The following is a 24664-nucleotide window of genomic DNA, read 5'->3' as shown; positions in this document are numbered from 1 at the left end:
CTCCCTCAGGCGCGAACCAGGTTCGGACCATCGCCCGCCCGACGACGCATGACATTCCGCGTGTCGACAACCAGTTGCGCCTTCTTCATCACCAGCTCATAGTCGAGATCGTCATGATCCGTGACAACCAGAACAGCATCGTGATGCTCGATCTCGTCGGCACTCAGCGCGATTGACCTGCGCCGCGCAAGCTGCTTGTGCTGGCGGGTCACCGGAATCTCGGCCACGAACGGATCATGATAGGACACGATCGATCCTCGCCGCTCAAGAATTTCCATGATCGTGAGGGCTGGGGATTCACGTATATCATCAACGTTCTTCTTGTACGCCGCGCCGAGCACCAGGATCCTCGCTCCGTTCAGCCCCTTACGGAACCGCTCGTCCAGCGCCGCAGCAAGCCGCCCGACGACATAGATCGGCATGGCCGTATTGATCTCACCGGCCAGTTCGATAAAGCGGGTGACAATCCCGTGCTCACGCGCCTTCCAGGTCAGGTAGAAAGGATCGATCGGAATGCAGTGTCCGCCGAGGCCCGGCCCTGGGTAGAAGGGCATGAATCCGAAAGGCTTGGTCTTGGCCGCCTCGATAACTTCCCAGATGTCCACGTCCATCGCTTCGAAGACAAGCTTGAGTTCGTTGACAAGCGCGATGTTGACCGCGCGGAAGATATTCTCGGTCAGCTTCACCGCCTCGGCCGTGCCGGTTGAAGAGACGGCGACCGCGTTGTGCACGACACGTGAGTAGAAGGCGCAGGCCAGTTCCGTCGCAAAAGAGTCCTGCCCACCGACAATCTTCGGAATGTTGCTTGTCGTGAAGTTGGCGTTGCCGGGATCCTCCCGCTCAGGCGAGTAAGCCACGAACAGGGATTCTCCCCCGCGCTGCCCAGACCTCTCCAGGATGGGGAGGAGGACTTCCGATGTGGTCCCGGGAAAGGTCGTCGACTCCAGGACGACAAGCTGGCCCGCACGCAGATACGGAACCATGGCCTCCGCATTCCGCACAATGAAGGATAGATCCGGCTCACGGTTCGGCGTCAACGGCGTTGGAAGGCAGATGATGATGACGTCGAGCTCCCGCACCCGCGCCATCTCGCCCGTCGTCTCGAACCGCCTGCCGTCACGCAGCCCCGCGATCACCTCGTCAGGGATATAGCTGATGTAGGACCGTCCCGCATTGAGCTGGTCCACCTTGGCCGGATCCGTGTCGAAGCCGATGACGTGGTAGCCGGCATCGACGATCGCTCTCGCCAACGGAAGTCCCACATAGCCCAGCCCGACCACCCCAACCGAGGCGGAACAAGAGACCACCTTCTCGCGCAGGACTGCCTTTAGCTCGGCGACGGTCTCTCCCTCCTGCATGACCGGCCCGGCATCGGCAAACATCCCGGACGTCGAGAGCGGGACGCTGAGCATGGTACCCATTTGATCTGCCCCTTTCATGATCTCACGGATGAGCCGCCTGGCTGGCAGGCCGCTGGACGATGGTCGTCACTACGTGCGCCTGGGCGCATGAAGCGGACTGTCGCGGCGCCGGCGCGCCGCCTTGCCAAGCCCCGCCTCAGCCTTCCGAGCAGGGGCAAGAGGAGCGCCATATCCTCGGAGCCCCGCACGAACTGAATGAACAAGTATGTCAGCGCCGCCGCCAGGGCCGCCCCTGCCGCCAGCTGGATTCCCTCCCAAGGCCCGCTTACGTGGCCTGCCGCGCGGTCGATGATCAGCCATGCAGGCCCCATAGCGGCGAGGGAGAGCACCATCTCTCCCGCCGCTGCACGCAGCCAGCCTCGGCCGGACGCTGCGCCGCCGCGAAGCTGGCGGTGGTGCAGGTATAGTGCAGCGAGACTGCTGGACGCCGTCGCCGCTATCGCCAATGTCAATAGGAGCGCCACTCCGCCGCCCATCATGCTCGCCAGCCCCATCCCGACGACGTTTACGGCGAACAGCAGGCCATTGGCCCGCAACGGTGAAGCGGCGTCCCGCCGTGCATAGGAGGCGGAAGTGGCGACGACCAAGACGGCCTCTCCTACCGCTCCCAGTCCGCGACCGGCGATGCAGGCCGCAATCAGCGACACGCCATAGGCCGTCGCCATTTCACCGAAGGCAGACGCGCGGGCGAGGGCCGGCCCGATGGTCACCAGCAACAGACTTCCCGGAAGCATGACGAAGAGCACAAGCCGCACCGCACAGCGGTACGTGGCAACGAATTCAACCTGTTGACGATTGCGGAAGGATCGGGCCAGCTCCGGCAACTGGACTGCAGCCACTGAGCTGGCGGTAAGAGCCACCGGCAGGTGCACGAAGGCATGCGCAATCTGGAACGCCGCCACGCCGCCCGGCACGCGGCTCGCTATGCTCAGCATGCCAAAGAGGCTGAGGATCGATAGGCAAGCATAGCCGACGGAGGCAACCCCGGTCCGGAACAGAGCCCGGATCTCAGGATCCCGCCAGCCGCTCGACGGGACGAGGCGCACACCGGCACGGCGGGCGCCCCACCACTGCAGGGCCGCGCAAGCAGCGACTGCGCCGGTTGCTCCCAGCCCCAGCACAAGTGCTTGCGCCAGGCCTACCTCGCCAATCTCCTTACCTCTTCCGAAAAGGAACGCCGAAAGGCCAACCACTGCTGCCGTACCGACGTTCTCGACGGCGGTTGCCCCAGCCGCTAGGGCAAAGCGGCCATGTGCTTGCTGTACGGCCGTGCATACGGCGGAAACTGCGTAGAACAGCAGCTGTGGAAACATCATACCCATCAGCAGCCAGTAGGTATGCAGCTGTCCACTTTGGTCAGCACTCTGCTCTACGACAGGCGCTATGATCCGAAGGAGAAGCGGGGTGATGAGGATCCCGAGCGCCGTCACGGCTGCAAAGATCGCCAGCAGCAGACCAAGAAAGCCGCTTGCCAGACGCTCGGCCCCAGCTCTGTCCTGCATGTCGAGCCGCCGCACGAGCATCGGCACCAGGATTGCCGGAATGAGCGAGCCGGATAGCATGCCGAAGACCATGAATGGTATCAGGTTCGCGAACTGGAACAGGTTCCCGAAAAAGGTCGGGCCGAGTACCGCCGCCGTCGCCGCAACTCGGCCAAAACCGGTGATGCGGCTCACCATAACACAGGCGGCCACCGTTACCGCCCCCCGCGCCATGGAGGCGTGCCGGTCGTGCAGGGTACCGGCCGGCGGCTCACTCTGCCCAACGGTGACGGCAGGCCGGCAGGACGGCTCCCGGGGCGTCACCGCAGGAGGTACCTGGCCCGGACACCGGAGGAGGAGCCGGTGTCGTGATACCCGTAGAGTGCCTGCTGCCGCGGATCCACCTGCGTAAGTGCGCATCCGACGACGTTGACGCCGGCACGCTCCAGCACAGCCAACCCGTTGGACGCCGTCGCCTCGGTCGTCACCCCCCATCGAGCAACGAACAGGGCAGCATCGGCGAGCTGCCCCACAATCTGTGCGTCGGCCACTCCGAGAGCTGGAGGAACGTCGAGCACGATCAGTTCGTACTGCTGCCTCAGCACGGAAACCAACTCCTCCATGCGTGGTGAGCTCAGAATGGCTGCCGGATCGGCAACCTGCTCCCGAACGGAAATGACGTGGAGCCGCTCCTGGCCCGCCACAGGCTGAACAATCTCATCGAGGGCAGCTTCACCACGCACATACTCAACGACACCGGCTTGCCGGCGAAGGTGCAGGCGCTCCACGACGCTTGAGCTACGCAGGTCGAGATCGACCAGGATGGCAGTGCGCCCGGTACGCGCTTCCAGGGCAGCGATACTGATGGCGAGCGTCGTCTTTCCCTCTCCCGGGGCGCTCGACGTCACCAGCAAGACCTTCGCGGACTTGGGCCGCGCCGCCTGCCGAACGCCGAGGCCGAGCGCTCGGACAGCTTCGGTGAAGGGCGAACACGGGCGGGCGAGCACGTGATGATGCGGCTCCTCGCGTCGCCAGCCCCGCTTCACGCGTGGCACAAGGGCGAGGCTCGGCACACCCAGCGCCCGCTCCACGTCGCCCGCCCCCCGAAGGCTGGAGTCGAGATGCTCCGCGAGCGCGGCGGCGCTCAGAGAGAGGAGGAGGGAGGCGCCCAGCCCCATGAGGAAGATGGTAAGCAGGCGCGGAGAGTTGCGGCCCTGCGGCACCGTTGCCTCGGCAATTACGGCCGCCTGGGGCTGCACCGCGTCACGCTGCTCCTCCAGCTCCGCAAGCCGCGCAAGGATCGCCCGATAGGCCGTACTGCGGGTATCGACCACCCGCGTAAGCTCGTTCAGCCGAATGGAGGCGCTCTCCGATGCGACATACAGGTCATTGCTCTGCCGGAGTGCCTGCGCCAGTTGCTGCTCCCGGAGCCGCGCCCGCCCCACCTCGTCCTGGATGCCGCGGACGATCACCTGCACCTCCTCGTTGATGCGCGCAGCAATGCTCTCGCGCTGCGCGGTGACCTGCAGGCGTTCGGGATGGTTCGGGCCATAGATGGCCGCGGCCTGCGCTTCTTGTGCCCGCAAGGCAGCCGCCTGCTGCTGGAGATTCTGGATAGTGACGGAGCTACCCACCTCCGGAAGCGACAGGAGATTGGCACCGCGCTCCATCATTTCGCGGAGCTGCGCCAGCCGTCCCTCCCTGGCTGCGCGCTCCCCCTGCGCCGCCGCCAGCTCCCGTCTCAGGCTGGCCGGCTGTTGCGCATCCGGTGCACTGTTGCTGCCCGGTCGCGGCAGCCCGTTGGCCAGCATGTAGGCGGAGGCGGCAATCTCGGCCTCCTGCAAGCTCCGCTGCGCCTCAGCCAGCCGATCGCTGGCTAGGCGCTGGGCACGCTCTATGGAGGTCAGCTTGCTGGCTACCTGCCCATCAATGTACTGCTGCACGAGCGTGTTGGCGACGGTTGCCGCCAACGCCGGATCGCCGGACCGGTACGACACGGAGATCATGCGCGACTCTCGCTGCTGGCTTACCCCGAGCCGATCAAGGAACTTTGGAACGGCGGCCTGCGCTGCCGAGCGCGGTGCTTCCGCAGCGGGTGCGGGCAGAACTTCGACGATTGCCGCTGTCACGGGCCACTCGAGCATCCAACCCCGAAGCCGCGTGAGCAGGGGAACACTAGGCCGCAATTCTTCATCGCCTGCGAGGCCCAGCGTCGTGATCACACTTTCTGCGAGAGGGGTCGATTTCAGCAGATTGATCTGAGTTGGGAACAATGAGGGGTCGATCTCCTGCCCGCCGGCATAGCGCCCCCCGCCCGCTGCGTCGTGCGACTGGAAATTGGCGGGATCGATCATGACCGTGGCAGTCGCTGTGTACTGCGGCTTAAGCACCAGCGCTGTGACGGCCGTGAGCCCGTTGATCAGGAGCAGAACGCCCCAGATCAGCCGCTTCCGCCGCCTGATCGCCCCCATTACGCCCGCGAGGCTCACCTCGCCCTGCGACGGCGACGGCATGACGGGGAATGGCGGCATGCCGGCTGGCAGCAGCGGGCTCACGGCTCGCATGCCATCCTCCTCCACCCATTGGGCAAGGCCGCCGGAGGTGATGTCCTTGCGACCGCCGCAGCGGATGCGCCCGCGGCTCCCCGCGGTGCCAGCGACAGAGCCAGCATCGGGAACAGGATGTCTGCGCCGCCACGCACCGTCAGGTGCGGATCGAAGAGCATCAGCGCCACGACGACGAGCAGGGCGCAGAAGGAAGCGAGCGCAGCGGAGCCAACCGCGTCCGCACGCAGGGCCGCTACCTGCCTGAGGTGAGCGAGCCCCACCCCTACGAACCAGAGGAAGGCGAGCAGGAAGGGAATACCGCCGATCCAGAGAAGCCAGATATACCCACTCTCAATATAGACCATGCTTCGCCATGTCTCCGGCGCGGGAACACGCGGCGCGGGCTGAACGCCCAGCAGCCAGTTGTTCCCGGACATGAGGTCCGGCAGGAAGAAGCGCCGCAGGTTTTCGAGCCGCCCTTCCCAGCTGTGCGGCAGGCCCGATGGTCTCTCGAATCCCTCAAGCCGCTTCTCGACGACCGGCCAGAAGAAGAGCGCTGCGACCGGCGCAGCCGCCGCGGCAACGGGGACGAGCCGGTGCAGGCTGCCTGTCAGTAAGCCGAAGCTCAAGAGAGCAACGGCAAGGCCGATATAGCCGGAGAACGAGCCAGCCGCGACGCATCCCAACAGGAACAGCAAGGCGGAGACGCTCAGGAGCCAGCGCCCGCGCCCGGCGATGCGACGCAGCGCAAGCGCCGTGACCAAGCTCACGATCATCAGATCCCCGAGCCCGAAGGACGATGCGATCGTCGAGGTCGCACGCTCCGTCAGGAGATCGGCGTGCCCTTCGAACGGCTGATCATAGTAGGTGAGAAGGAACTCGGCGACACCGAGCAGATGGCTCACCTGCAGCATCGCCAGCACAGCCACGACCGCGGCCGCGAAGAGCGCTACCCGGAGGCAGATCTGCACATCCTGCTCGTCGCGGACCGCCGCCCGAAACAACCGGAACAGTGCGTAGTATTTGACCATGACTACCGCGTACAGCGCATCATCGAGCGACGAGGCGACCCCGCGCGCCCCCTGCCACAGAAGAGGGAGCACCGATCCCGTCAGGACCAAAAGGAGCAGGGCGACGTCCATGCGGTCCATAGCCGTCGGTCCGAGGCGCCCTCCAAGAAGAAGCAGCAGAAGCCGTACCGCCATGGCGGCAAGCAGGAAGAGGAGCAGCGCTTCATTCGGCCGCATGAACATCGCGAACTCGCCCCGCGCGATGCCAACAATAAGGGGATTGCAAAGAAGGAACAGGCACGCGCCCAGCAGCGGCCAGCGGACAACAGCGCCAAAGAGCACCGCACCGGCCATCGCCGGAAGGAGAAGACCTTCCATCACCGTGGCCTCAGCGGGAGAAGACTAGCAGAAGCACCCATAAAGGGCCTCCCCCGCCTCACGCGTGATGAAGTCGGGTACTTCGGGCCGGGTCAGAATGTCGGTTACGCGAGCAAGGGTTCGTCCGGCCTGCTCGGCGCGCGGATCCCTGAGCCCGGGCGGCTGCCAGCGCAGCCGGACGATCTCGCGCTGTTCGGTCGCGTATTTCGCCTTGTAGCGGAGCAGGCCGGGCTGGGCGTAATCGGAAGCGCCGAAATCCAGCCGCACCAGCCCGCGCTGCTGCCCGAGCCTAATGCCTTCCCAGACCAGGAGATCGTTGGGGCAGGCCTCCCGCGAACTCGAGGCGTTGAACTTGTAGTACAGTGTGTCGCCCCAGATGAGGAACAGAATTCCGGCGATGACCTTGCCATCCTGCTCCGCCAGCAGGGTGATAACCCGGTCCTCCGGCGAGAACTCCTCATGGAGCGCTTCGAACAGCCGGAACGGCTGTGGAAGGAGCCGGTACTTCTCCTTTCGAACGCGGCAGTGCATATCGAAAAAGAGATGTAAGTCGGCAAAGCCCCGCCCCTGGCGCACCGTCACACCTAGGCGCTGCGCCTTGCGTATGTTCTGCCGCGCGGAGCCATCGAAGCCTTTCCAGAGGTCGGCCTCCGAACGGGTGAGATCGACGCCGTGCCAGGCGGCACGCCCGGCGATATCGAAGCGCTTGTCTTCGGCGGGGAGTGCATTGTTCAGGCAGCGAAGTGTGATCGGCAGGCGCTGGCTCAGCAACGGATCCACGAGTGCTTCCCACGCCTCACGGCTCTCCGCCAGCGGATCGCAGTAGTCGCAGAACGGGCCCGAGACGATGCGCTCGCCGCGCAGATCAGATACATGCGTGAACAGGAGCGCCGAGCCCGCGTCGGAACGGCCTGCATGTGTTACCGCGGAGATCGGGAAGCCATAAGTGCGCGCGACAGCTCGCGTCCAGGGTGGCGAGGAGAACAGGCTGCCCATCGGGTTGCCTACGATCATCTTCCAGAATGATTCAGTGCCCACATCCAGGAGAAGCGACGTCATCCGATGCCCTCCAGCCGGAATGTCGGGACGGTCGATTTCTGCTCGACCTTCCAAGAGGAAGCCTGCTGCAGCGCATCGAGCTTCAGCATGCCGACCGTCCGGGACACGGCCAGGCCCCTCGCCTCCAGCCAGGTGGCTATCTCCTGCTGATGGGCATCCACCACCGCGTCGGCGCCCGGCTCGCGCGGCACGAGAACCGGGCGTTTGCCGGCCTTGAGCGCGGCCAGCGCTGAACCGCACCCAGCATGAGCCACGACGACGTCCGCCGCTTGCATGGCGGCGGACAGCGCCTGCGCCGGGATGAAAGGACGCGGCTCTATTCCCAGCCCCTCTGTCGGCGTGTCGCCTGTTTGCCAGAGAACCTCCGCGCCGGTGGGGATGATGGCCGTCAGGCGCTCCAGCAATCGGCGGAAACGCGCCGACGCACCAAGCGTCACGACGATGCGCCGCACGGGTCGCGGTGACGCGGCACGAGGCTCGAACCCGTCGAAGATCGATCCGGCGTACCGCCAACGGCCTCCGGCGGCCTGCGGATACTGCCGGTACAGGTGCACGCCGGGCACGGCACTGAGCAGCCGCCCGGTCATGGAGAGCTTGCCGGTCCGCGCGGCGCTCTCGATGTAGTGCGCCGGTATCCCTCGCGCGGCCGCGTAAGGCAGGAAGGCGAGAGCGATCGCCGACCCGGTGCTCACCACGGCGCGCACCGGCAGCGTCTCCGCAACCAGCCGCCGCGCGTGAAGGAGGGCGCGCGCGACGCCCGCCACGTCGCGCTCCGCAATGTAGGGGATGAAGGCCACGTCCTCCTTAGCCAGGAGCGTGCGAGCCTGGGGCCCGTCGAAGGTGACCCAGCGCCTCCTGCCGCCGTGCGGAAGCCGGTCGGCTATGTCATGGAGCTGCGCGAGGTGCCCGCCGGTCGAGGCGACCAGAAGGAGCGACCTGTCCTGCGACTTCATCTGACGCTCCTGTCGAGCAGTACAGCGGCCGGTGTGCGTGCCAGGATCCGAAGGTCAAGCAACAGGGAGCGGGAACGGAGATAGACTATGTCGAGCTTGAGCATCTCGGGCATCGACAGACGGTTGCGCCCGCTCACCTGCCAAAGGCCCGTCATCCCCGGCAGGCAGGCATGGCGCTGCCGTTGCTCGGGAGTGAACAGGTCCACCTCCCAGGGCAGGGAGGGGCGTGGCCCCACCAGCGACATGTCCCCGCGCAGCACGTTGAAGAGCTGGGGCAGCTCGTCGATGCTGAAGTGCCGCAGCCATCGGCCCACGGGCGTGATCCTCGGATCGTCCTGCAGCTTGAAAACGCCGTCGCTGGTGTCCGGCTCCTCGCCCTTCAGCTCGCGCGTGTTCATCTCCCGCAGGCGGCGATCATCTGCCTCCACGTGCATGGTCCGGAACTTCAACATCTGAAAGGGCTTCTCATACCTGCCTATCCGGTCCTGCCTCAGCAGGATCGGACCAGGCCCCGAGAGGAGGACCGCAAGGCTGGCGAGCAGCATAAGCGGCAGGCACAGCAGGATAGCGAGCACGGCGACAGTGACGTCGAGCACCCGCTTTGCCCGCTCCGACTGGCACGGCTGGCTGCTCCAGACGCGCGATGATGGTGGCATGCCGGCCTCTTCCGGCGTGAGCGGCGCCCGAATCACGACCTCGCTCCGGCCATGGCGGCAACGGGCATGGCTGCGAAGCTCGCGATTGCCTCGGCAATCTGGAAGACTTGCCCTTCCGTGAGATGCGGGTACATGGGGAGCGAGAGGATTTCGCCGGCTGCCTGCTCACTGACGGGCAGCGCCTCGCGGCGCCGGGCCAGGAAAGGCGCTTGCTTGTGGCAGGGAATGGGATAGTGAATGCCCGTCGCGATGCCCGCACTCGCCAGGGCCTGCTTCAGCCCTGTCCGCTCCGGCGTGCGCACGACCGCCAAGTGGTGGCTGCTGACGGCGCCCTCCGCAACGGACACGAGCCTTACAGGCAGGCCTTCCAGGGCCCCCGCGTACAGGCGCGCGACACGGCGCCGTGCCGCATTCCAAGCGTCCAGCCGCGACAGCTTGGCTGAGAGAATGGCCGCCTGCAGGGAGTCCAGCCGCTGATTGTCGCCGAGTATATCGTGGCGATAGGGATCATCCTGACACCGTCCATGATTTGCCAGCTGGCGGATCCGCTCGGCAAGCACGGCATCATTCGTGACGACAGCACCGGCGTCACCGAAGGCGCCGAGGTTCTTACCGGGGTAGAAGCTGAAGCATCCGACTGTCGAAAGCCCGCCGGCCCGCTGGCCGCGCCAGGTCGCCCCATGGGCCTGCGCCGCGTCCTCGATCACGCAGACGCCCACTCGTGAGGCAAGCGCGTTGATGGCGTCCATATCGGCCGGCTGGCCGTAGAGATGGACAACCATGATCGCCGAGGTCCGGGGCGTCAGATGCGGCGCGATGCTTTGGGCTGTCAGAAGCAGCGTGGGCGGGTCCACATCCGCGAAGACCGGCGTCGCGCCTGTCGCGGCAACCGCGGCCGCGCTTGCGATGAAGGTGTTCGCGGGAACGATGACCTCGTGCCCGCGGCCGATCCCGAGAGCCGTGAGCGCGAGCTCAAGGGCAGCCGTTCCGTTCGCTACCCCGACGCAGTGCCGCGTCCCGCAATAGGCGGCCCAGCGCGCTTCGAAGTCCTCGACGGAGGGTCCTCCGACGAAGCGCGCCGACCCGCTCACCTCGCGCCACGCGGCCTCTATCTGCGGCGCTACCTCGGCGTGCATCGCGCCGAGGTCAAGAAAGGGGATAGTCATTGCCGGATCTCCGCAGCAATGCTGGTCGGTACCAGCGCGACACCGGGCAGACTGGGTTCCGTGTGAAGGGCCACCCGGGGCTGCAGGCCGGGCAGTTCCACACCGCGCCGGCCGATGGAGCGGTCAATAGCCTCGAGCGTGGAGATGATGCCGAGCGCGTGCTCGCCCCCCGTCTCGGGCTCGATGCCCTGCAGGATACAATCGACGAAGTGCCGGTCCTGCAGCGCAAGCGGCTCATCCGGCCGGATATGTGGCGCGACGATGTCGCCGTAGCGATAGATAGCGGGTCGCTCATGCGATGGAGCAGCATCCTCGCAACCCTGCACGCCGCGGTCGAAGATCCTCAGCGGCTCCTCCGCGAGATCGTCGTACACCGCCATCTTCTTGCTGCCGACGACGGTGACGGTGCGCGTCTTGCGCGGGTCCAGCCAGGAGAGATGGGCGTAGCCGACAACCTTGGGGTTGTCGTACTCCAGCCGGATATATGCCACGTCCTCAACGCCGCCGAAGGCGAAGGATGCGCTCCAGGCATCGACCGTTCTCGGCGCTGAACCGAGCAGGAAGTTCAGGATAGAAATGTCGTGGGGGGCGAGATCCCACACCACATTCACGTCCGGCCGGTAGAGGCCGAGGTTGAGCCTGGCCGAGTGGATGTAGTGGATCGTGCCGAAATCCCCGGCAAGCAGGCGGCGGCGCAGCTCGCGGACGGCCGGATTGAACTGGAACGTATGCCCGACCATCAGCACGGTGCCCGTGCGGCGCGCCTCCTGCAGAAGAAGGGCGGCCTCCGCGCTGGAGGTGGCAAGCGGCTTCTCGACCAGCACGTGCTTTCCGGCGCGCAAGGCCGTCAGCGCCAACTCGGCGTGACTGCGCGGCGGGGTAGCAATCACGACGGCATCCACATGTGGCAGCGCCGCCTCGAGGCTGTCGCAGACGGTGACGGCGCGGAAGCTTGACTGCAGCGACAAGGCCAGCGCCCGGTTCGCCTCGACGAGGGTGATGCCGGCGACACCGGGAGCCGCGCTCAACACCCGCACGTGCTTGGAACCCCAGTAGCCGCACCCGACGACGGCGACCCGCACGCCGTTCTGCACGGGCACCGCGCTGCCGCGGCGGCGAGAGGCTACGGCGTTTGTCGTAAGCCGCTGCGGCATAACCTGTGCGCCAGTCTTCTTCGCGACCATGGAACTCATATCCCTTGTCCAGAGGTACACAGGGCGCAGCGCGCATGCGCCACCGCCTGCTTCACGTGGAGAAGCCGTTCGCCTTCGGTTGCTGGGTGGGTCGCGCGATCGACTATGGTGCGGTCGCGCAGGGCCCTGCGGGTGGGTCGGCGTGTGCGGGGGGAAGAAGGGCGCCGGGCGCGCCGTAGCTGCCTGGGAGGAGCGCCGCAGCCGCCTGTAGGTCCTGCATGGTCCGCGGCACCGATGGCAGCGTGAGGTTCATTCCATGCGTGTCGTAGCCGCGCTGTTGCCATTCATCCCAGGAGAAGGACTGCGCCTCCTCCCGGCCGACAATTCTGCCCGACACCCATATGAGGTTGCGGTCGATACTTCCCGCTGGCGGTGCCTGCCCGAGGAGCACCACGGGAGTGCCTCCCTCTGCGGGAACGATGATGTTGCCGTGGACCTCTGCCTGCGGCGAATCAGCGAGGTTCAGGGCTCGGCCACCGCCGAGGATGGTGTTTTGCGTGATGCTGACACCTGCCCGCTCCGTCCATCCGCTCGATCGGTAATGCGTAACCGCCGAATCCTGGGCTAGATGACGCACGAATATAACATTATTCCGAAAATCAATGTTGCCGCCTTCGCGCCCATTGGACATCCACACGCCATGGTTGTCAGTGGCAGCGGTATTCGCCTGCTCGAACCAATTGCCATAGACACGTATGCCTTTATCCTGAAAGGACTGAAAACCGTCGCTATGGCCGGAAGTGTCGCCGTTCGAGATAACGATGCGATTGCGCTCGAACAGGACACCGTCATTGTCCATGGAATAAATTCCGTCCGTTTGTGCCCCGCTGCTATCTGGGGTGCTGAAGTAGTTTTCGCGGACGATCAGGGCGTCCTCGCCCCGGTTTTCCCGGGCATCTATCCCCCGCGCGTTTCCGCCGCCCGGATCGCCCGAAAAGATACTGTTTCGCTCGACGACAACCCCGCTGCGTGCTCCTTGGATACTGATGCCGGCAGCCGCGTGGTTGCGGATCGCAAGTCTGCGGACAATGACGTTGTCACGGTTGCGCAGCACCACACCGGATGCACGCTGGTTTTCGCCGTCAATCACGGGATCCCCGCGACCGGGTTGCGACATGCCCGAGATGACGAGCGGGGCGGTGCTGCTGCCGCTCGCACCCACCACCAGGGTCTCCCGGTATCCCGGGCTGCAGGCATCGCCCACGATGTGGATTGTGTCGCCTGGCCCAACCCGTGACCAGTCGATCTCGGCGAAGCTCTGCCAAGGCGCCTGTGGCAGCGAGGCGAACGGTGAGGACTCGCCCCGGCCGTCGACATACCAGTCGCCTGCTCTGGCGCCGCTCGGCAGCAACAGGAGAAGTTGCGCGAAAGCGGCGGCGGCGAGACCGTTCAGGAAAGCCGCATTGGCGCCGGCAGGGTTTCGCCGCGTTCCGCCCGTTTTTGGAACCGGCGAGCGATCCAGTCCAGGGAGAAAAGATTGGATGGCTCGCCGCGCTTCGGAAACCGAATTCACCCGCTGCCGCTTCTCCATGAGAATTTCGCTCGGGAGAATGCAGGGCACGGGAATTTCTAGGCCGTCACCGACAGCGCTGCCACAGCGTTGCATGCTGAACGCCCTCCCGGTGCTTTTTTGTTATGCCAAAGGATCATGCCTTTGGGTCTGGTCACCTACCTTGCGTGTCCCAAACGTATTTGAGGTCGGGCAGCAATCCTATAAAAAATGTTAACGGTTTCTCTGGTACGGTTTGCAGAAGATACCGGTTATATACTGAACTGCTTAGGTTGAATAACTGCAACTGCTCCACAATCAAAGGCAGCTAAGGCCACGACGCTTACCACCTTTTGGATATTACTTAGCAAATCGTTCTGTTTTAATGGCGGATTAATCTGCCGGTAGATTTGTGTCGTTTCCTCGGGCTTGCCGGCGTGGATCGCTGTTCCAACTCCCCTGTGACCACGGGCGTGGTAACGAGTGGCGCTGCCCCACGGGCCCGACGCCTGCCTTCCCCGCCACGATCAGGCGCCACCACGCTGAGGACGGCAGGGCAAGGACCTGCAACCATCGGCGGCTCCCCGCGCCGACGATCATGTGAACGCTCGCCGGGACATTGCCAAAGGGGCACTAAGTCCCCGCCCCCGCCTTGCCCCTGTGCCGCCCGGGTGCGAATGTCCGGCCGCCGCCGGGGGGCTCCCCCTGGCTCCCAATCGACGCGGGCCCAGCCCGCCCCCTTTCCCGGCGGGTAGCGCCCGTCCTGTGAGCCTGCGAGGACCGGAATGGCCAAGATCAAGGTGAAGACCCCTGTCGTGGAGATGGACGGGGATGAGATGACGCGGATCATCTGGGGCTTCATCAAGGAGAAGCTGATCCTTCCGTACCTCGACATCGACCTGAAGTACTACGACCTCGGCGTCGAGTACCGCGACCAGACCGACGACCAGGTGACGATCGACGCCGCCAACGCCACGAAGCAGTACGGCGTGGGCGTGAAGTGCGCGACCATCACCCCGGACGAGGCGCGGGTGAAGGAGTTCAACCTCAAGAAGATGTGGAAGTCCCCCAACGGGACCATCCGCAACATCCTCGACGGCACGATCTTCCGCGAGCCGATCATCTGCCAGAACGTGCCCCGCCTGGTGCCGCACTGGTCCAAGCCCATCGTCGTCGGCCGCCACGCCTATGGCGACATCTACCGCTCCGTCGAGATGAAGGTGCCCGGCGCCGGCACCGTGAAGATGACCTTCACGCCCGAGGGCGGTCAGCCGCAGGAGATCGGCGAGTTCCCGATGCCCGCCACCGGCGGCGTCGCGATGATGATCCACAACCTCAACAAGTCGATCGAGGGCTTCGCGCGCGCCTCCTTCAACTACGGCCTGGCGCGGAACTACTCCGTCTACTTCAGCCACAAGAACACGATCCTCAAGGCCTATGACGGCTCCTTCAAGGACATCTTCCGCAAGATCTACGACGAGGAGTTCAAGGCCGAGTACGAGAAGCGCGGCCTGACCTACGAGGACCGCCTGATCGACGACATGGTCGCCTCTGCCCTCAAGTGGGAAGGCGGCTACATCTGGGCCTGCAAGAACTATGACGGCGACGTGCAGTCCGACATCGTGGCCCAGGGCTTCGGTTCCCTCGGCCTCATGACCTCCGTGCTGCTCTCCCCCGACGGCAACACCGTCGAGTCGGAAGCCGCCCACGGCACCGTCACCCGCCACTACCGCGAGCACCAGAAGGGCCGGGAGACGAGCACCAACCCGATCGCCTCCATCTTCGCCTGGACGCGCGGCCTGGCTTACCGCGGCAAGTTCGACAACACGCCCGACGTGGTGGACTTCGCGGACGCCCTCGAGCGCGTCTGCATCGAGACGGTCGAGGCCGGCCACATGACGAAGGACCTCGCCATCCTCATCGGCAAAGACCAGCCCTGGCTCAACACCCAGGCCTTCCTCGCCAAGCTCGACGAGAACCTGCAGAAGGCCCGCGCCTGATTCAGGGCCGCCGCGCGAACTGAAGGGGGCGGGCGCCGGAAGGCCCCGCCCCTTTCCGCGTCATGGCACCCTTCTTGGAAGCTTCCGGAGGAAGATGACCATGCCAGGCTTCCTGACCGCGCTCGACCTCGTCGCCCTCCTCGTCTTCGTCCTCTGCTGGGTCGGCTACGCCACGGTCGTGGACCGCGTCCCCTCCATCCGCCGCCGCAGCGTCATCCACGCGATGGACGAGCACCGCCGCCGCTGGCTCACCGCCGCCATCCCGAAGGAGAACCGGATCGCGGACGTCGCCATCGTCGGCAACCTCATGTCCTCCACCTCCTTCCTTGCCAACACCTGCATCTTCATCATCGGCGGCGCCATGGCCCTGCTCGCCTCACCCGAGACCGGCCGCCGCGTACTCGGCGCCATGCCCTTCGCCGAGGGCGCACTGACCGATGGCGGGTGGGAGGCGCGCATCCTCCTCATCCTCCTCATCTTCGTCCGCGCCTTCTTCGAGCTGACCTGGGCGCTCCGCCAGTTCAACTACGGCTCGATCCTCCTCGGCGCCCTCGGCCGCACCGAGGCCGCGCGCCCCGCCGCCGAGATCGCCGCACAGGTGGTGAACCGCGCCGCCCGTCACTTCAACACCGGCCTCCGCGCCTACTACTTCGGCCTCGCCGTGCTCGGCTGGATGGTCCATCCCCTCGCCTTCATTCTCGCCTCCCTCTGGGTGGTCTCCGAGCTGCACCGGCGGGAATTCCGCTCCGCTGTCCAGGCCGCGCTTGCCGTCGGCTGAGCCCCGACATCGCTCTTTCCAGCCCCGAAACCACGCCTTACCCTCCCGCCGCCCCGCGCGGAGACCGCCCGCATGCCGCTCGACTGGAACGCCCTCCTTCTCGGGAAGGCCCCGCCGGACGGGGCCGAGGTGATCGTCGAGGGCGGCGCCTTCCCCAGCGCTGCCGTACCCGGCACGCTCCTCCTCGCTCCCGAGGCCCCCTGCTGCCTCGGCTGCCGCCCGGAGCCTGATTCCACCATCGAAGTCCTGCTGGCATCCCCGGCGCCGCGCGGCCCCGGCCCCTTCCGCCTTGCCGGCCGCTGGCACAACGCGCCGCAGAACGGCCCCGGCTGGCGCTGGCAACTCCGGGAAGCCCGGATCCTCGCCGCCCCCGGCCCCTGGCTCTCCCGCCGTGGCCTCCTCGCCGCCGCGCCCCTGCTCTGCGCCGCCGCCTGCACCCCGCCGGGCGCGGCCACGGGCGTGGAGGAGGGCGCCGGCCGCACCCTCCTCGCCAGCACGGCCGCGATGGACCTGCACAGCCATGCTGGCCGAGTCACCCTCGCCCGCGTCCCGCAGCGCGCGCCCGGCGACCTCGCCGCCCCCATGCGGGAAGGCGGCATAGCCCTCGTCTCCCTCGCCATGGTCGCGGATACCCCCGTGACGCACGTCACCCCGGACCGCCGGATCGAGGCGGCCCGCGCCCCCGCCCCGGGCGAGCTATGGGCCCATGGCGAAGCCGCCTTCGCCCGCCTCCACGCCCTCGTGGCCGCGGAGAAGCTCGCCCTCGTCACCGACGCCGCCTCCCTCGCCCGGGCCAGGCAGCCCGGCGCCGGCCCCTCGGTGGTCGTGGCGGCGGAAGGCGCCGACTTCCTGGAGGGCCGCATCGAGCGGCTGGAGCGGGTCTTCCGCGAGCAACGCCTCCGCCATCTCCAACTCGTCCACTACCGGGTGAACGAGCTCGGTGACATCCAGACCGCCGCCCCCGAGCACGACGGCCTGACCCTCTTCGGGGAGGAGGTGGTCCGCGCCTGCAACCGCCTCGGCATCCTCGTGGACGTCGCCCACGGCACGCTGCCCCTCGTCGAGCGCGCGGCGAGGGTCAGCGATCGCCCGATCATCCTTTCCCACACCGCCATCTCCCGCCGCCCCGGCCCGCGCAGCCGCATGGTCACCCCCGCCCACGCCAAGGTCGTTGGGGAAACCGGCGGCATGGTTGGCGTCTGGCCCCTGGTCGGCTCCAGCCCCACGCCCCGCCTCTATGCCGAGAGCATCGCCCGCATGGTGGAGGCGGTGGGCATCGACCATGTCGGCATCGGCAGCGACATGCGCGGCCTCCTCTCCCCCGGCGCCCTCGAGGATTACCGGGCGACCCCGGCCCTCGCCGAAGCGTTGCTCGCAACGGGCTTCAGCGCCGCGGAGGCCACGAAGCTCCTTGGGGAGAACTTCGCGCGCGTCCTCGCTGCGACGCTCCCGGCCTGAACCCGCGAGAGGAACGCAATGCCCCAGCTCGTCCTCGGATGGCTCCTGCCAGAGGAGGAGCGCGACGCCCTCCTCACCCTTGTTCCACCCCGCTATCCCCGGGTGGTGGCGCACCATGTCACGCTGAAGCCCGGCGTCCGCCAGGATCATCCGCTGCCCGAGGCGACGCGCGGCCGCGTGGTCGGCCTCGCCGATGACGATCGGGGCGTCCAGGCCCTGGTGGTGGAGATCGACGGCACCACGCGGCGCCCGGACGGCTCCACTTGGCACATCACCTGGTCCCTCGGCCCGGGGCGCAAGCCCGTGGAGAGCAACGACGTGATCCGCCAGCACCGCTGGAAGCCCCTCGAACCGCCGCGCGACATCCGGCTCGAACCCGCCGTCTTCGCCTCCACCAACGGCTGAGCGAGCGGCGCGCCGCCGGCGGATCCGGAGCCTGGCCGACGCCATCTCCCAGGCTCTGCCCCACCTCATCGCCGGCCCGGAGCTCAGCGTCACCCCCGCCGTCCTCCTCAGGGGCTAGACGGCGCCTCCGAAGCCCAGCGCCCGCAGCGCCGCAATCGAGCGCTCCGCCGAGACATGGTGGATGAAGGTGCCGCCCTTCGCCTCCCACTCCTCGCGGGCCGAGGCGCGGTCGTCCACCAGCACATGGCCCGGCCCCGACCAGCGCGGCTTCTCCCGGCTCATGCAGGTGATGATCGGCACATGGGCGCCGAGCATCCGCGCCACCCAGGCCTTCTTCTGCGCCGGCGCCCATTTCCCCAGCGGCAGCCCCGTCAGGATCGTCGGGTGGTGAGGCTCGCAGAAGCGCCACAGCGCCTCCGCGTCGTGCATGAACTCCAGCGTGTCGAAGAAGGCGGGCGCCCTCGCCAGCGCCGCCCACATCGTCTTCAGCGGCAACTCCTCCGGCCGCCGCCCGGTCACTGCCGTCACGCCCGCGTCGAAGTCAGCAAGGACGCCGTCAAGGTCGAGGAAGAGCTTCACGCCGCCGCGTGCTGCTCGCGCAGCTTGAGGAACTTGAGCGTCGGCCACTCCTCCTCCGCCCGGTTGCGCCGCCAGTCGCTGGTGAAGAAGGCCACCAGCGCCCCGTCATGGTCCTCCGCCGTGTCGTGCGGCGCGGACTGCCGGAAGCCCTGCATCGCCGTCTTATCGTCCGACACCACCCAGCGCATCATCCCCCAGGGCGTGCTCTCGTAGCGGCTGGGCACCGAGTATTCCGCTTTCAGCCGCTCCGCCAGCACGTCGAGCTGCAGCGCGCCCACCACGCCCACCACCGGCGGCGTGCCGTCCAGCGGGCGGAACAGCTGCACCACCCCCTCCTCGGCGAGCTGCTCCAGCGCGGTCCGCAGCTTCTTGCCGACCATCGCGTCCTCGATCATCACGCGCCGCAGGATCTCCGGCGCGAAACTCGGCACGCCCCGGAAATTGATCGGCTCCCCCTCGGTCAGCGTATCCCCGATGCGCAGGATGCCGTGGTTGGCGATCCCCACCACGTCCCCCGGCCAGGCCTCCTGCGCCACCTGCCGGTCCTGCGCGAAGAAGAACAGCGGTGCGTTAACGGGAACCTGCTTCCCCGTGCGGGTCTGCCTCAACCGCATCCCCTTCTCCAACCGGCCGGAACAGATACGAAGGAAGGCCACGCGATCCCTGTGGTTCGGGTCCATGTTCGCCTGGATCTTGAATACGAAGCCGGTCAGCGCCGGCTCCTCCGGCCGCACGCGCCGCGTGTCCGCCGGCCGCGCGCCCGGATGCGGCGCGAAGCGGGAAAGCCCCTCCAAAAGGTGCCCGATCCCGAAGTCGCGCAGCGCCGAACCGAAATAGACGGGGGTCATCGTCCCCTCGCGGAAGGCCTCCAGGTCGAAGGCCTTGAAAGCCCCCGCCAGCTCCGCCCCCTCGCGCAGCGCCTCGGCCTCCGCCGCGGGCACCAGCTCGTCCAGCTTCGGATCATCCAGCCCGGTCAGCTTCACCGGCCCCGAACCCTCCGCCAGCAGATGCAGCGCCGGCTCCAGCACGTCGTAGGTGCCGAGGAAGCCGCGCCCCGAGCCCACCGGCCAGGCCGCCGGCGTCACGTCCAGCGCCAGCGTCTTCTCGATCTCGTCCAGCAGCTCGAAGACGTCCCGGCTCTCGCGGTCCATCTTGTTGATGAAGGTGATGATCGGAATATCCCGCAGGCGGCACACCTCGAACAGCTTGCGCGTCTGCGCCTCGATGCCCTTGGCAGCGTCGATCACCATGACAGCCGCGTCCACCGCCGTAAGCGTGCGGTAGGTGTCCTCCGAGAAGTCCTCGTGGCCCGGCGTGTCCAGCAGGTTGAACACCACCCCGTCCCGCTCGAAGGTCATGACGGAGGTCGCGACCGAGATGCCGCGGTCCTGCTCGATCTTCATCCAGTCCGAGCGCGTCCGCCGCCGGTCGCCCTTGGCGCGAACCTGCCCCGCCAACTGGATGGCGCCGCCGCGCAGCAGCAACTTCTCCGTCAGCGTGGTCTTGCCGGCGTCCGGGTGGGCGATGATGGCAAAGGCCCGGCGGCGCGCGGCCTCGCGCGCGACCGCCGTGCTCGCGGGATCGGCCGGCGCCGACTCAAGAGCCTCGATCGGGGTGGTCTGGTCCATGCCCGCTATCTGGCGAGAATGGCGCCCCGCTGCAACGCATAAGGCCGCAACCCCCGGCATCGCCCCGCACAGGGGTCCGCCACGCCCCTCAGCCGTAGCGCCGCCGCAATTGATTCAGCCCGAGGGCCATGAAGGCTCCGAAGAGGATCACCAGAGTCACCGGCAGCGGCGTGCCATTCGCGAAGATCCCCACCGCCATGCTGCCGAGCGCTGCCACAGCGAACTGGATCGTCCCCAACAGGGCCGAGGCCGTTCCCGCCCGCTGCCCGTGCCGCGCCAACGCTCCCACGGCCGAGTTGGGCAGCACGAGGCTGCTCGAACTCAGCAGGAGCACGACAGGCGGAAAGACCCCCCAAATCCCGCCCCAGCCGGTCACCGCGCAAACCACCAGCAGCACCGAGGCCGCGAGTACCCCGAGCGACGCCGCCGTCAGAACCCGCCCTGGCCGGAACCGCGCGGCCAGCATCGGATTGAGCTGCGCTCCCCCGATGAACCCCGCCGCCGAGGCCCCGAAGATCACCGCGAACTGCCGCGGCGTGATCCCGAAATGCTCGATGTAGATGGCCGGCGCCCCGCTGATATAGGCGAAGACGCAGAACATGACCGCCGAGCCCAGCAGCGCGTGGGTGACGAAGACCGGCTCCGACAGCACGCGCCAGTAGCCCCGGAACAGCGCGAAGAAGCCCAGCCGCAACCGCCGCTCCACCGGCAGCGTGTCCGGCAGCAACCGCCAGACGAGAAAGCAGGACAGCGCGCCGTAGAACGCCATCACCCAGAAGATCGAGCGCCACCCGGCCACCCCCAGCAGCAGCCCGCCGAGCGAGGGCGCGAGGATCGGCGCCGCACCCATGACGAGGATCAGCCGCGACATCAGCCGCGCCGCCTCCAGCCCCGTCGCCATGTCGCGCACGATAGCCCGCGGAATAACGGCACTCGCCGAGGCGCCGAAGGCCGCAAGGCCCCGGAACACCGCCAGCCAGCCCATGTCCGGCGCCAGCGCGCAACCGATGGAGGCGGCGGTATAGACCAGCGTGCCCACCATCAGCGGCCCCCGCCGCCCGAAGCGGTCGGCCAGGCTGCCCTGCGTCACCTGCCCCAGCGCGAGCCCGATGAACCAGGTGGCCAGCGTCACCTGCGCGCTGCCCGCGCCCGTGTGGAACTCCGCCTCCAGCGTCGGGAAGGCCGGGAGATACATGTCCGTGGAGATCGGGTTGATCGCTGTCAGGAAGCCAAGCAGCAGGGGAAGCCAGGACGGCATGGGATCCTTCATCCGGTCTCGGCATCATTGCTGCGCCGCAGCAGGGCGGTTGGAAAGCCCAATTTTCCGCATGGCGCCCCATCCTTCACCGGCAGGCACCGTGGCTCTCTTGCGAACGATTATCATTATCGCCAAACTCCGGCTGCGTCCTTTCCGGAGAACCAATCATGACCACCCGCGGCCTTCCCACCTGGCCCTGGAGCGGCGCCGCCCCGGAGGACCTCCCCTCGGCCGAGTCCGTCCTCCTGGATGCCACCCGCGGCTGGGTCGAGGCCACGCGCGAAGGACGTCCGCCCCTCCCCGCCCTGCGCCTGCCCCTGGCCACGGAGGGGATCGAGGCCGCCGCCCCCGCGCTCGAAGCGGTCCTGCGCGGCCTCGCCTGCCCGGGATCCATGGGCTGCCGCCTCTGCCCGCGCCTCACGCCCGCTGAATCGGCGCTGCTGATGGGCCTCGCCCTCGCCCAGCGCGCGACGCGCCGGGAAGCGCTTGCGGGTTTCCTACGTCTGGCGCCCCCGGCCGCGGCCTACTCGGCCCTGGGCCCGGCCCTGACTGTCGGCCTCATGCTGCGCCGCGGGGGCCTGCTTCTCGCAAACCCGCTGCGCACCGAATCCTAAGCGAGCGCACCGCGCCGCCAGTCCTCACCGGCGGCGCGGCGAGCTTCACCAGCGGCGGGACTGCCCGCAGTCAAGATGGACGAAGCCGTCGCGCCGGTAGAGCCCGACGCCGCCCAGCCCCATCGTCGCTGCCAGCCGCGCCATGCCCATCGACTCGCGCCCGGGCAGCCGCATGTCCCCAGCCATGCCGGACATGTGCAGCGACACCGTCGAGACCCGCGAGTTGCGCCGGTCGAGCGCCGCGTTCGTTTCGGGTGCGCGGTAGCCGCTGATCACCTCGAAGGCCTCCGTCGCCTCCATGCGCGCGGCGACCGCGTTCATCACGTCGAACAACCGCGGATCCATCGGCGTCACCTCCTCGCGCGAGAGGTCGCGGAACACCCAGTCGAGCTTGCTCAACGCATCCGCCACGTAGCGCCCGTCGGCGAAATAGACGCCCGAGAAGGAATCGCTCGTATAGGCGCGCCGCACCGTCAGCCGCCGGGCGCCGCGCGCCACCTGCGCCTGCGCGCCGCCGGACACCGCCGCGCAGGCCATCAGCCCCAGCCCCGCACCCAGCAGGGTGCGCCGCCCGACCACCCCGCCCGTGCAGCAGTCGCAGGCCGGCGCCTTCGGCCGGTTGCCCCCGAACACCCGCATCACCGCGCCGCCCCCATGGCCACCCGCGTTGCCACCCGGTCCATCTCCCGCGCATAGGCGAGGTCGAGCCCGTAGATATCCGGCCGCACCCGAGCTTTCCCGCCTTCGACCGTTACGGTGCTGTAGTGCAGCCGCACCGGAAGGCTGCGCCGGAGCGACACGCCCTGGGTCTGGTGACTGTCATAGGCTCGCTGGATCCGCGCCGCATCCCAGCCCATTCCCTCGAGCACGACGGCGAGCAGCGCGTCCGGCTGCGCGAGCCGGATGCAGCCCGAGGAAAACGCCCGGTCCGGCCTGTTGAACAGGCCGCGGTCCGGCGTGTCGTGCAGGTAGATGTCTTCGGAGTTTGGCATGATGAACTTGATCCGTCCGAGCGCGTTGCCGTCGCCGGCATCCTGTCGGATGAGGTAGGGAAAACGGTCCGCCCGGACGGCGGACCAGTCCACGGCGGCGGGATCGACCTGCACCCTCTCGCCCCCCACGACGGAGTAGAGGCGAAAGCCCTTGGCGGTCATCCCCGCCGGGTCGCGGCGGAAGCGGGGCAGCAGGTCCTCTCGCGCGTTGCGCTCGGGCACGCCCCAGACTGGGTTGAATTGCACGGTGGTCAGGCGCGCGCGCATCGTCGGCGTCGCCCGTGACGGCTTGCCGACCACGACGTTCATCTTCAGCAGCGCCCGCTCGCCCTCGAAGACGGTCAGCAGGAACTCGGGGATGTTCACCTCGATGCGCCGCTCCTCGCCCACCCGCACCGCGTTGCGCCGGCTATCGAGAGCTGCCCGCAGCTGCGCCACGCGCGCTGAGGCCGGGCGATTCAGCAGCCCTTGGCTGATCGCGCCCACCCGCCCGTCCGGCTCCACCCCGTTCGCCGCCTGCCAGCGCCGCACCGCCGCCTCCAAGGCGGCGTCGTAGGTGGCGCCGCCATCGCGCGCCGCGGCCAGCACCGGGTCCTCGGCCCGCAGCCGCGCCCGCAGCAAGGGCACGCGCACCGCATCCACCAGCCCGGGATCGAGCGTGGAGACCCCCGATGGAATCGGCTGCCACCCACCGGCCGAAACGATCCCCGCCGCGCGCGCCAGCTCAGCCCGCAGCGCCGCCGCGCCTTCCGGCAGGTCGGCCGCGCGGTCGATCACTCGGGCGGGCTCGGGCGCCCCCACCAGCTCGGCCTGCCAGTGCGCGAAGTCGGCCGCGACCGGATCCCGCAGGATATCGCCCCGTCCCGGCGGCTGCCGCAGTCGGCCGAGAACAAGATCGCCCATCGCCGCATTCGCCGCGTGATAGGTCGCCGCATGGAAGGCCGCGGGATCGGAGGTGGCCAGCGAATCCGGCGGGATCGCGTAGGCGGCCGGATCCAGCCCCTCCGCCGCCAAGCGCCGCAGCCGCGCCGCCAGCCGGTAGACCGACTCCCAGCCCTGCGGCCCCGGCCCGGCCGGCTGCACGGGCGGCGTCTCCGCCGCGTCGGCCGCCGTCGCGGCGAACTGCGCGCGGCCGATCGCGGGCAGAAGTCCGGCCATCAGGCCACCGAGGGCATCGCGTCTGCGCATGGCGGAGGCATAGCCCTCAAGACGGCGCGATGCCAGCCGAATGCGCGTCCGGACAGCACGCTGTTTAGGGCGAAATAAGCCACCCGATCAGCATGATGACGGCGGCGGCGATGAGGATCGCCTTTACGAGGGTCCACCACTCCCCCCGCTTGTCCGTCACCTCCTCCGGATGGGCCACCCCGCGCGGCGCGGGATGGGACCGCTCGGCCATTCCGGGCGGCGCCGAGATGTCGCTGCGCTCGGCCACGGCGTCGCGCAGGATCTCATCCCTGCTTCGGACCGGATCCTCGGGCATGCTGGTTCCTTCCCGCTTCGCGCTCGCCGCCCGTTCATCCAGAAAGATGACCCGGCGCTCGCCGCGTTCCGGCCGATCCCAGGAGCACCGCTGGGGATTCTCGCAACGGGATGGGGC

General features: G+C 67.8%; 21 protein-coding genes. 5 read left to right on the top strand and 16 right to left on the bottom strand.

The annotated features are described in order from the left end of the window. Positions 1 to 5 precede the first annotated feature (5 nt). The 10 genes from D9599_RS07765 to D9599_RS07720 form a co-directional block, all read right to left on the bottom strand. Positions 6 to 1421, bottom strand: coding sequence for a nucleotide sugar dehydrogenase (locus D9599_RS07765; protein WP_232480248.1), 1416 nt, complete (start codon positions 1419 to 1421; stop codon positions 6 to 8). Positions 1422 to 1435: 14 nt separating this feature from the next. After that, positions 1436 to 3100: a lipid II flippase MurJ gene (locus tag D9599_RS07760; protein WP_198380640.1), complete on the bottom strand. Its 1665-nt coding sequence runs from the start codon at positions 3098 to 3100 to the stop codon at positions 1436 to 1438. Positions 3101 to 3222: 122 nt separating this feature from the next. Next, positions 3223 to 5457: a Wzz/FepE/Etk N-terminal domain-containing protein gene (locus D9599_RS07755; protein WP_198380639.1), complete on the bottom strand. Its 2235-nt coding sequence runs from the start codon at positions 5455 to 5457 to the stop codon at positions 3223 to 3225. Beyond that, on the bottom strand, positions 5454 to 6836 hold the full coding sequence (locus tag D9599_RS07750) for a hypothetical protein (protein ID WP_198380638.1): 1383 nt from the start codon (positions 6834 to 6836) through the stop codon (positions 5454 to 5456). The genes D9599_RS07755 and D9599_RS07750 overlap by 4 nt, the downstream gene beginning before the upstream one ends. A 24-nt stretch (positions 6837 to 6860) precedes the next feature. After that, positions 6861 to 7895: a GNAT family N-acetyltransferase gene (locus D9599_RS07745; RefSeq protein ID WP_198380637.1), complete on the bottom strand. Its 1035-nt coding sequence runs from the start codon at positions 7893 to 7895 to the stop codon at positions 6861 to 6863. Continuing rightward, positions 7892 to 8692: a glycosyltransferase gene (locus D9599_RS31900; RefSeq protein WP_198380636.1), complete on the bottom strand. Its 801-nt coding sequence runs from the start codon at positions 8690 to 8692 to the stop codon at positions 7892 to 7894. Before D9599_RS31900 ends, D9599_RS07745 begins: the two co-directional genes overlap by 4 nt. A 152-nt stretch (positions 8693 to 8844) precedes the next feature. Continuing rightward, positions 8845 to 9504, bottom strand: coding sequence for a sugar transferase (locus D9599_RS07735; RefSeq protein WP_198380635.1), 660 nt, complete (start codon positions 9502 to 9504; stop codon positions 8845 to 8847). Positions 9505 to 9536: 32 nt separating this feature from the next. Continuing rightward, positions 9537 to 10670, bottom strand: coding sequence for a DegT/DnrJ/EryC1/StrS aminotransferase family protein (locus D9599_RS07730; RefSeq protein WP_198380634.1), 1134 nt, complete (start codon positions 10668 to 10670; stop codon positions 9537 to 9539). Next, complete coding sequence (locus tag D9599_RS07725) at positions 10667 to 11854, bottom strand: Gfo/Idh/MocA family protein (protein WP_198380633.1); 1188 nt, start codon at positions 11852 to 11854, stop codon at positions 10667 to 10669. The genes D9599_RS07730 and D9599_RS07725 overlap by 4 nt, the downstream gene beginning before the upstream one ends. 112 nt (positions 11855 to 11966) lie before the next feature. Next, positions 11967 to 13394 (bottom strand): right-handed parallel beta-helix repeat-containing protein, encoded by a 1428-nt coding sequence (locus tag D9599_RS07720; RefSeq protein WP_198380632.1) that lies wholly within the window; start codon positions 13392 to 13394, stop codon positions 11967 to 11969. A gap of 743 nt (positions 13395 to 14137) precedes the next feature. Between D9599_RS07720 and D9599_RS07715 the strand changes: the two genes are divergently transcribed. From D9599_RS07715 to D9599_RS07700, 4 genes are all read left to right on the top strand, one after another. Then, complete coding sequence (locus D9599_RS07715; protein ID WP_198380631.1) at positions 14138 to 15352, top strand: NADP-dependent isocitrate dehydrogenase; 1215 nt, start codon at positions 14138 to 14140, stop codon at positions 15350 to 15352. 100 nt (positions 15353 to 15452) lie between these two features. Then, on the top strand, positions 15453 to 16130 hold the full coding sequence (locus tag D9599_RS07710) for a DUF599 domain-containing protein (protein WP_232480247.1): 678 nt from the start codon (positions 15453 to 15455) through the stop codon (positions 16128 to 16130). Positions 16131 to 16202: 72 nt separating this feature from the next. Then, a complete protein-coding gene (locus D9599_RS07705; RefSeq protein ID WP_198380629.1) occupies positions 16203 to 17588 on the top strand; it encodes a dipeptidase in 1386 nt (461 codons plus the stop codon). Between the two features lie 18 nt (positions 17589 to 17606). Further along, the gene (locus tag D9599_RS07700) at positions 17607 to 17993 is read left to right on the top strand and encodes a hypothetical protein (protein WP_198380628.1); all 387 of its coding nucleotides are present in this window, start codon (positions 17607 to 17609) and stop codon (positions 17991 to 17993) included. A 114-nt stretch (positions 17994 to 18107) separates the two neighbouring features. Here D9599_RS07700 and D9599_RS07695 read toward each other — a convergent pair whose 3' ends face one another. The 3 genes from D9599_RS07695 to D9599_RS07685 all read right to left on the bottom strand — a co-directional run bounded on the left by D9599_RS07695 (position 18108) and on the right by D9599_RS07685 (position 21458). Then, positions 18108 to 18572, bottom strand: a complete 465-nt coding sequence (locus D9599_RS07695) for a hypothetical protein (RefSeq protein ID WP_198380627.1) — start codon at positions 18570 to 18572, stop codon at positions 18108 to 18110. Continuing rightward, positions 18569 to 20200 carry a peptide chain release factor 3 gene (locus D9599_RS07690; RefSeq protein ID WP_198380626.1) on the bottom strand — a complete coding sequence of 544 codons (1632 nt, stop codon included), beginning with the start codon at positions 20198 to 20200 and terminating at the stop codon, positions 18569 to 18571. Before D9599_RS07690 ends, D9599_RS07695 begins: the two co-directional genes overlap by 4 nt. An 88-nt stretch (positions 20201 to 20288) precedes the next feature. Further along, positions 20289 to 21458 (bottom strand): multidrug effflux MFS transporter, encoded by a 1170-nt coding sequence (locus tag D9599_RS07685; RefSeq protein WP_198380625.1) that lies wholly within the window; start codon positions 21456 to 21458, stop codon positions 20289 to 20291. A gap of 167 nt (positions 21459 to 21625) precedes the next feature. Here D9599_RS07685 and D9599_RS07680 point away from each other — a divergent pair, with 167 nt between their 5' ends. Beyond that, on the top strand, positions 21626 to 22072 hold the full coding sequence (locus D9599_RS07680) for a hypothetical protein (RefSeq protein WP_198380624.1): 447 nt from the start codon (positions 21626 to 21628) through the stop codon (positions 22070 to 22072). A gap of 45 nt (positions 22073 to 22117) precedes the next feature. Here the strand turns inward: D9599_RS07680 and D9599_RS07675 are convergent, their stop codons facing one another. The 3 genes from D9599_RS07675 to D9599_RS07665 form a co-directional block, all read right to left on the bottom strand. After that, positions 22118 to 22711, bottom strand: a complete 594-nt coding sequence (locus tag D9599_RS07675) for a DUF882 domain-containing protein (RefSeq protein WP_198380623.1) — start codon at positions 22709 to 22711, stop codon at positions 22118 to 22120. Continuing rightward, a complete protein-coding gene (locus tag D9599_RS07670; protein WP_232480246.1) occupies positions 22711 to 24252 on the bottom strand; it encodes a L,D-transpeptidase family protein in 1542 nt (513 codons plus the stop codon). The genes D9599_RS07675 and D9599_RS07670 overlap by 1 nt, the downstream gene beginning before the upstream one ends. 64 nt (positions 24253 to 24316) lie before the next feature. Further along, positions 24317 to 24547, bottom strand: coding sequence for a hypothetical protein (locus D9599_RS07665; RefSeq protein ID WP_198380622.1), 231 nt, complete (start codon positions 24545 to 24547; stop codon positions 24317 to 24319). Positions 24548 to 24664: the final 117 nt, after the last annotated feature.

This window comes from Roseomonas sp. KE2513, assembly GCF_016107305.1.
In the GTDB taxonomy this organism is placed as follows: Bacteria; Pseudomonadota; Alphaproteobacteria; order Acetobacterales; family Acetobacteraceae; genus Roseomonas.
The sequence above is the reverse complement of the archived record's forward strand: the minus strand, read 5'-3'. Positions and strand labels throughout refer to the sequence as shown.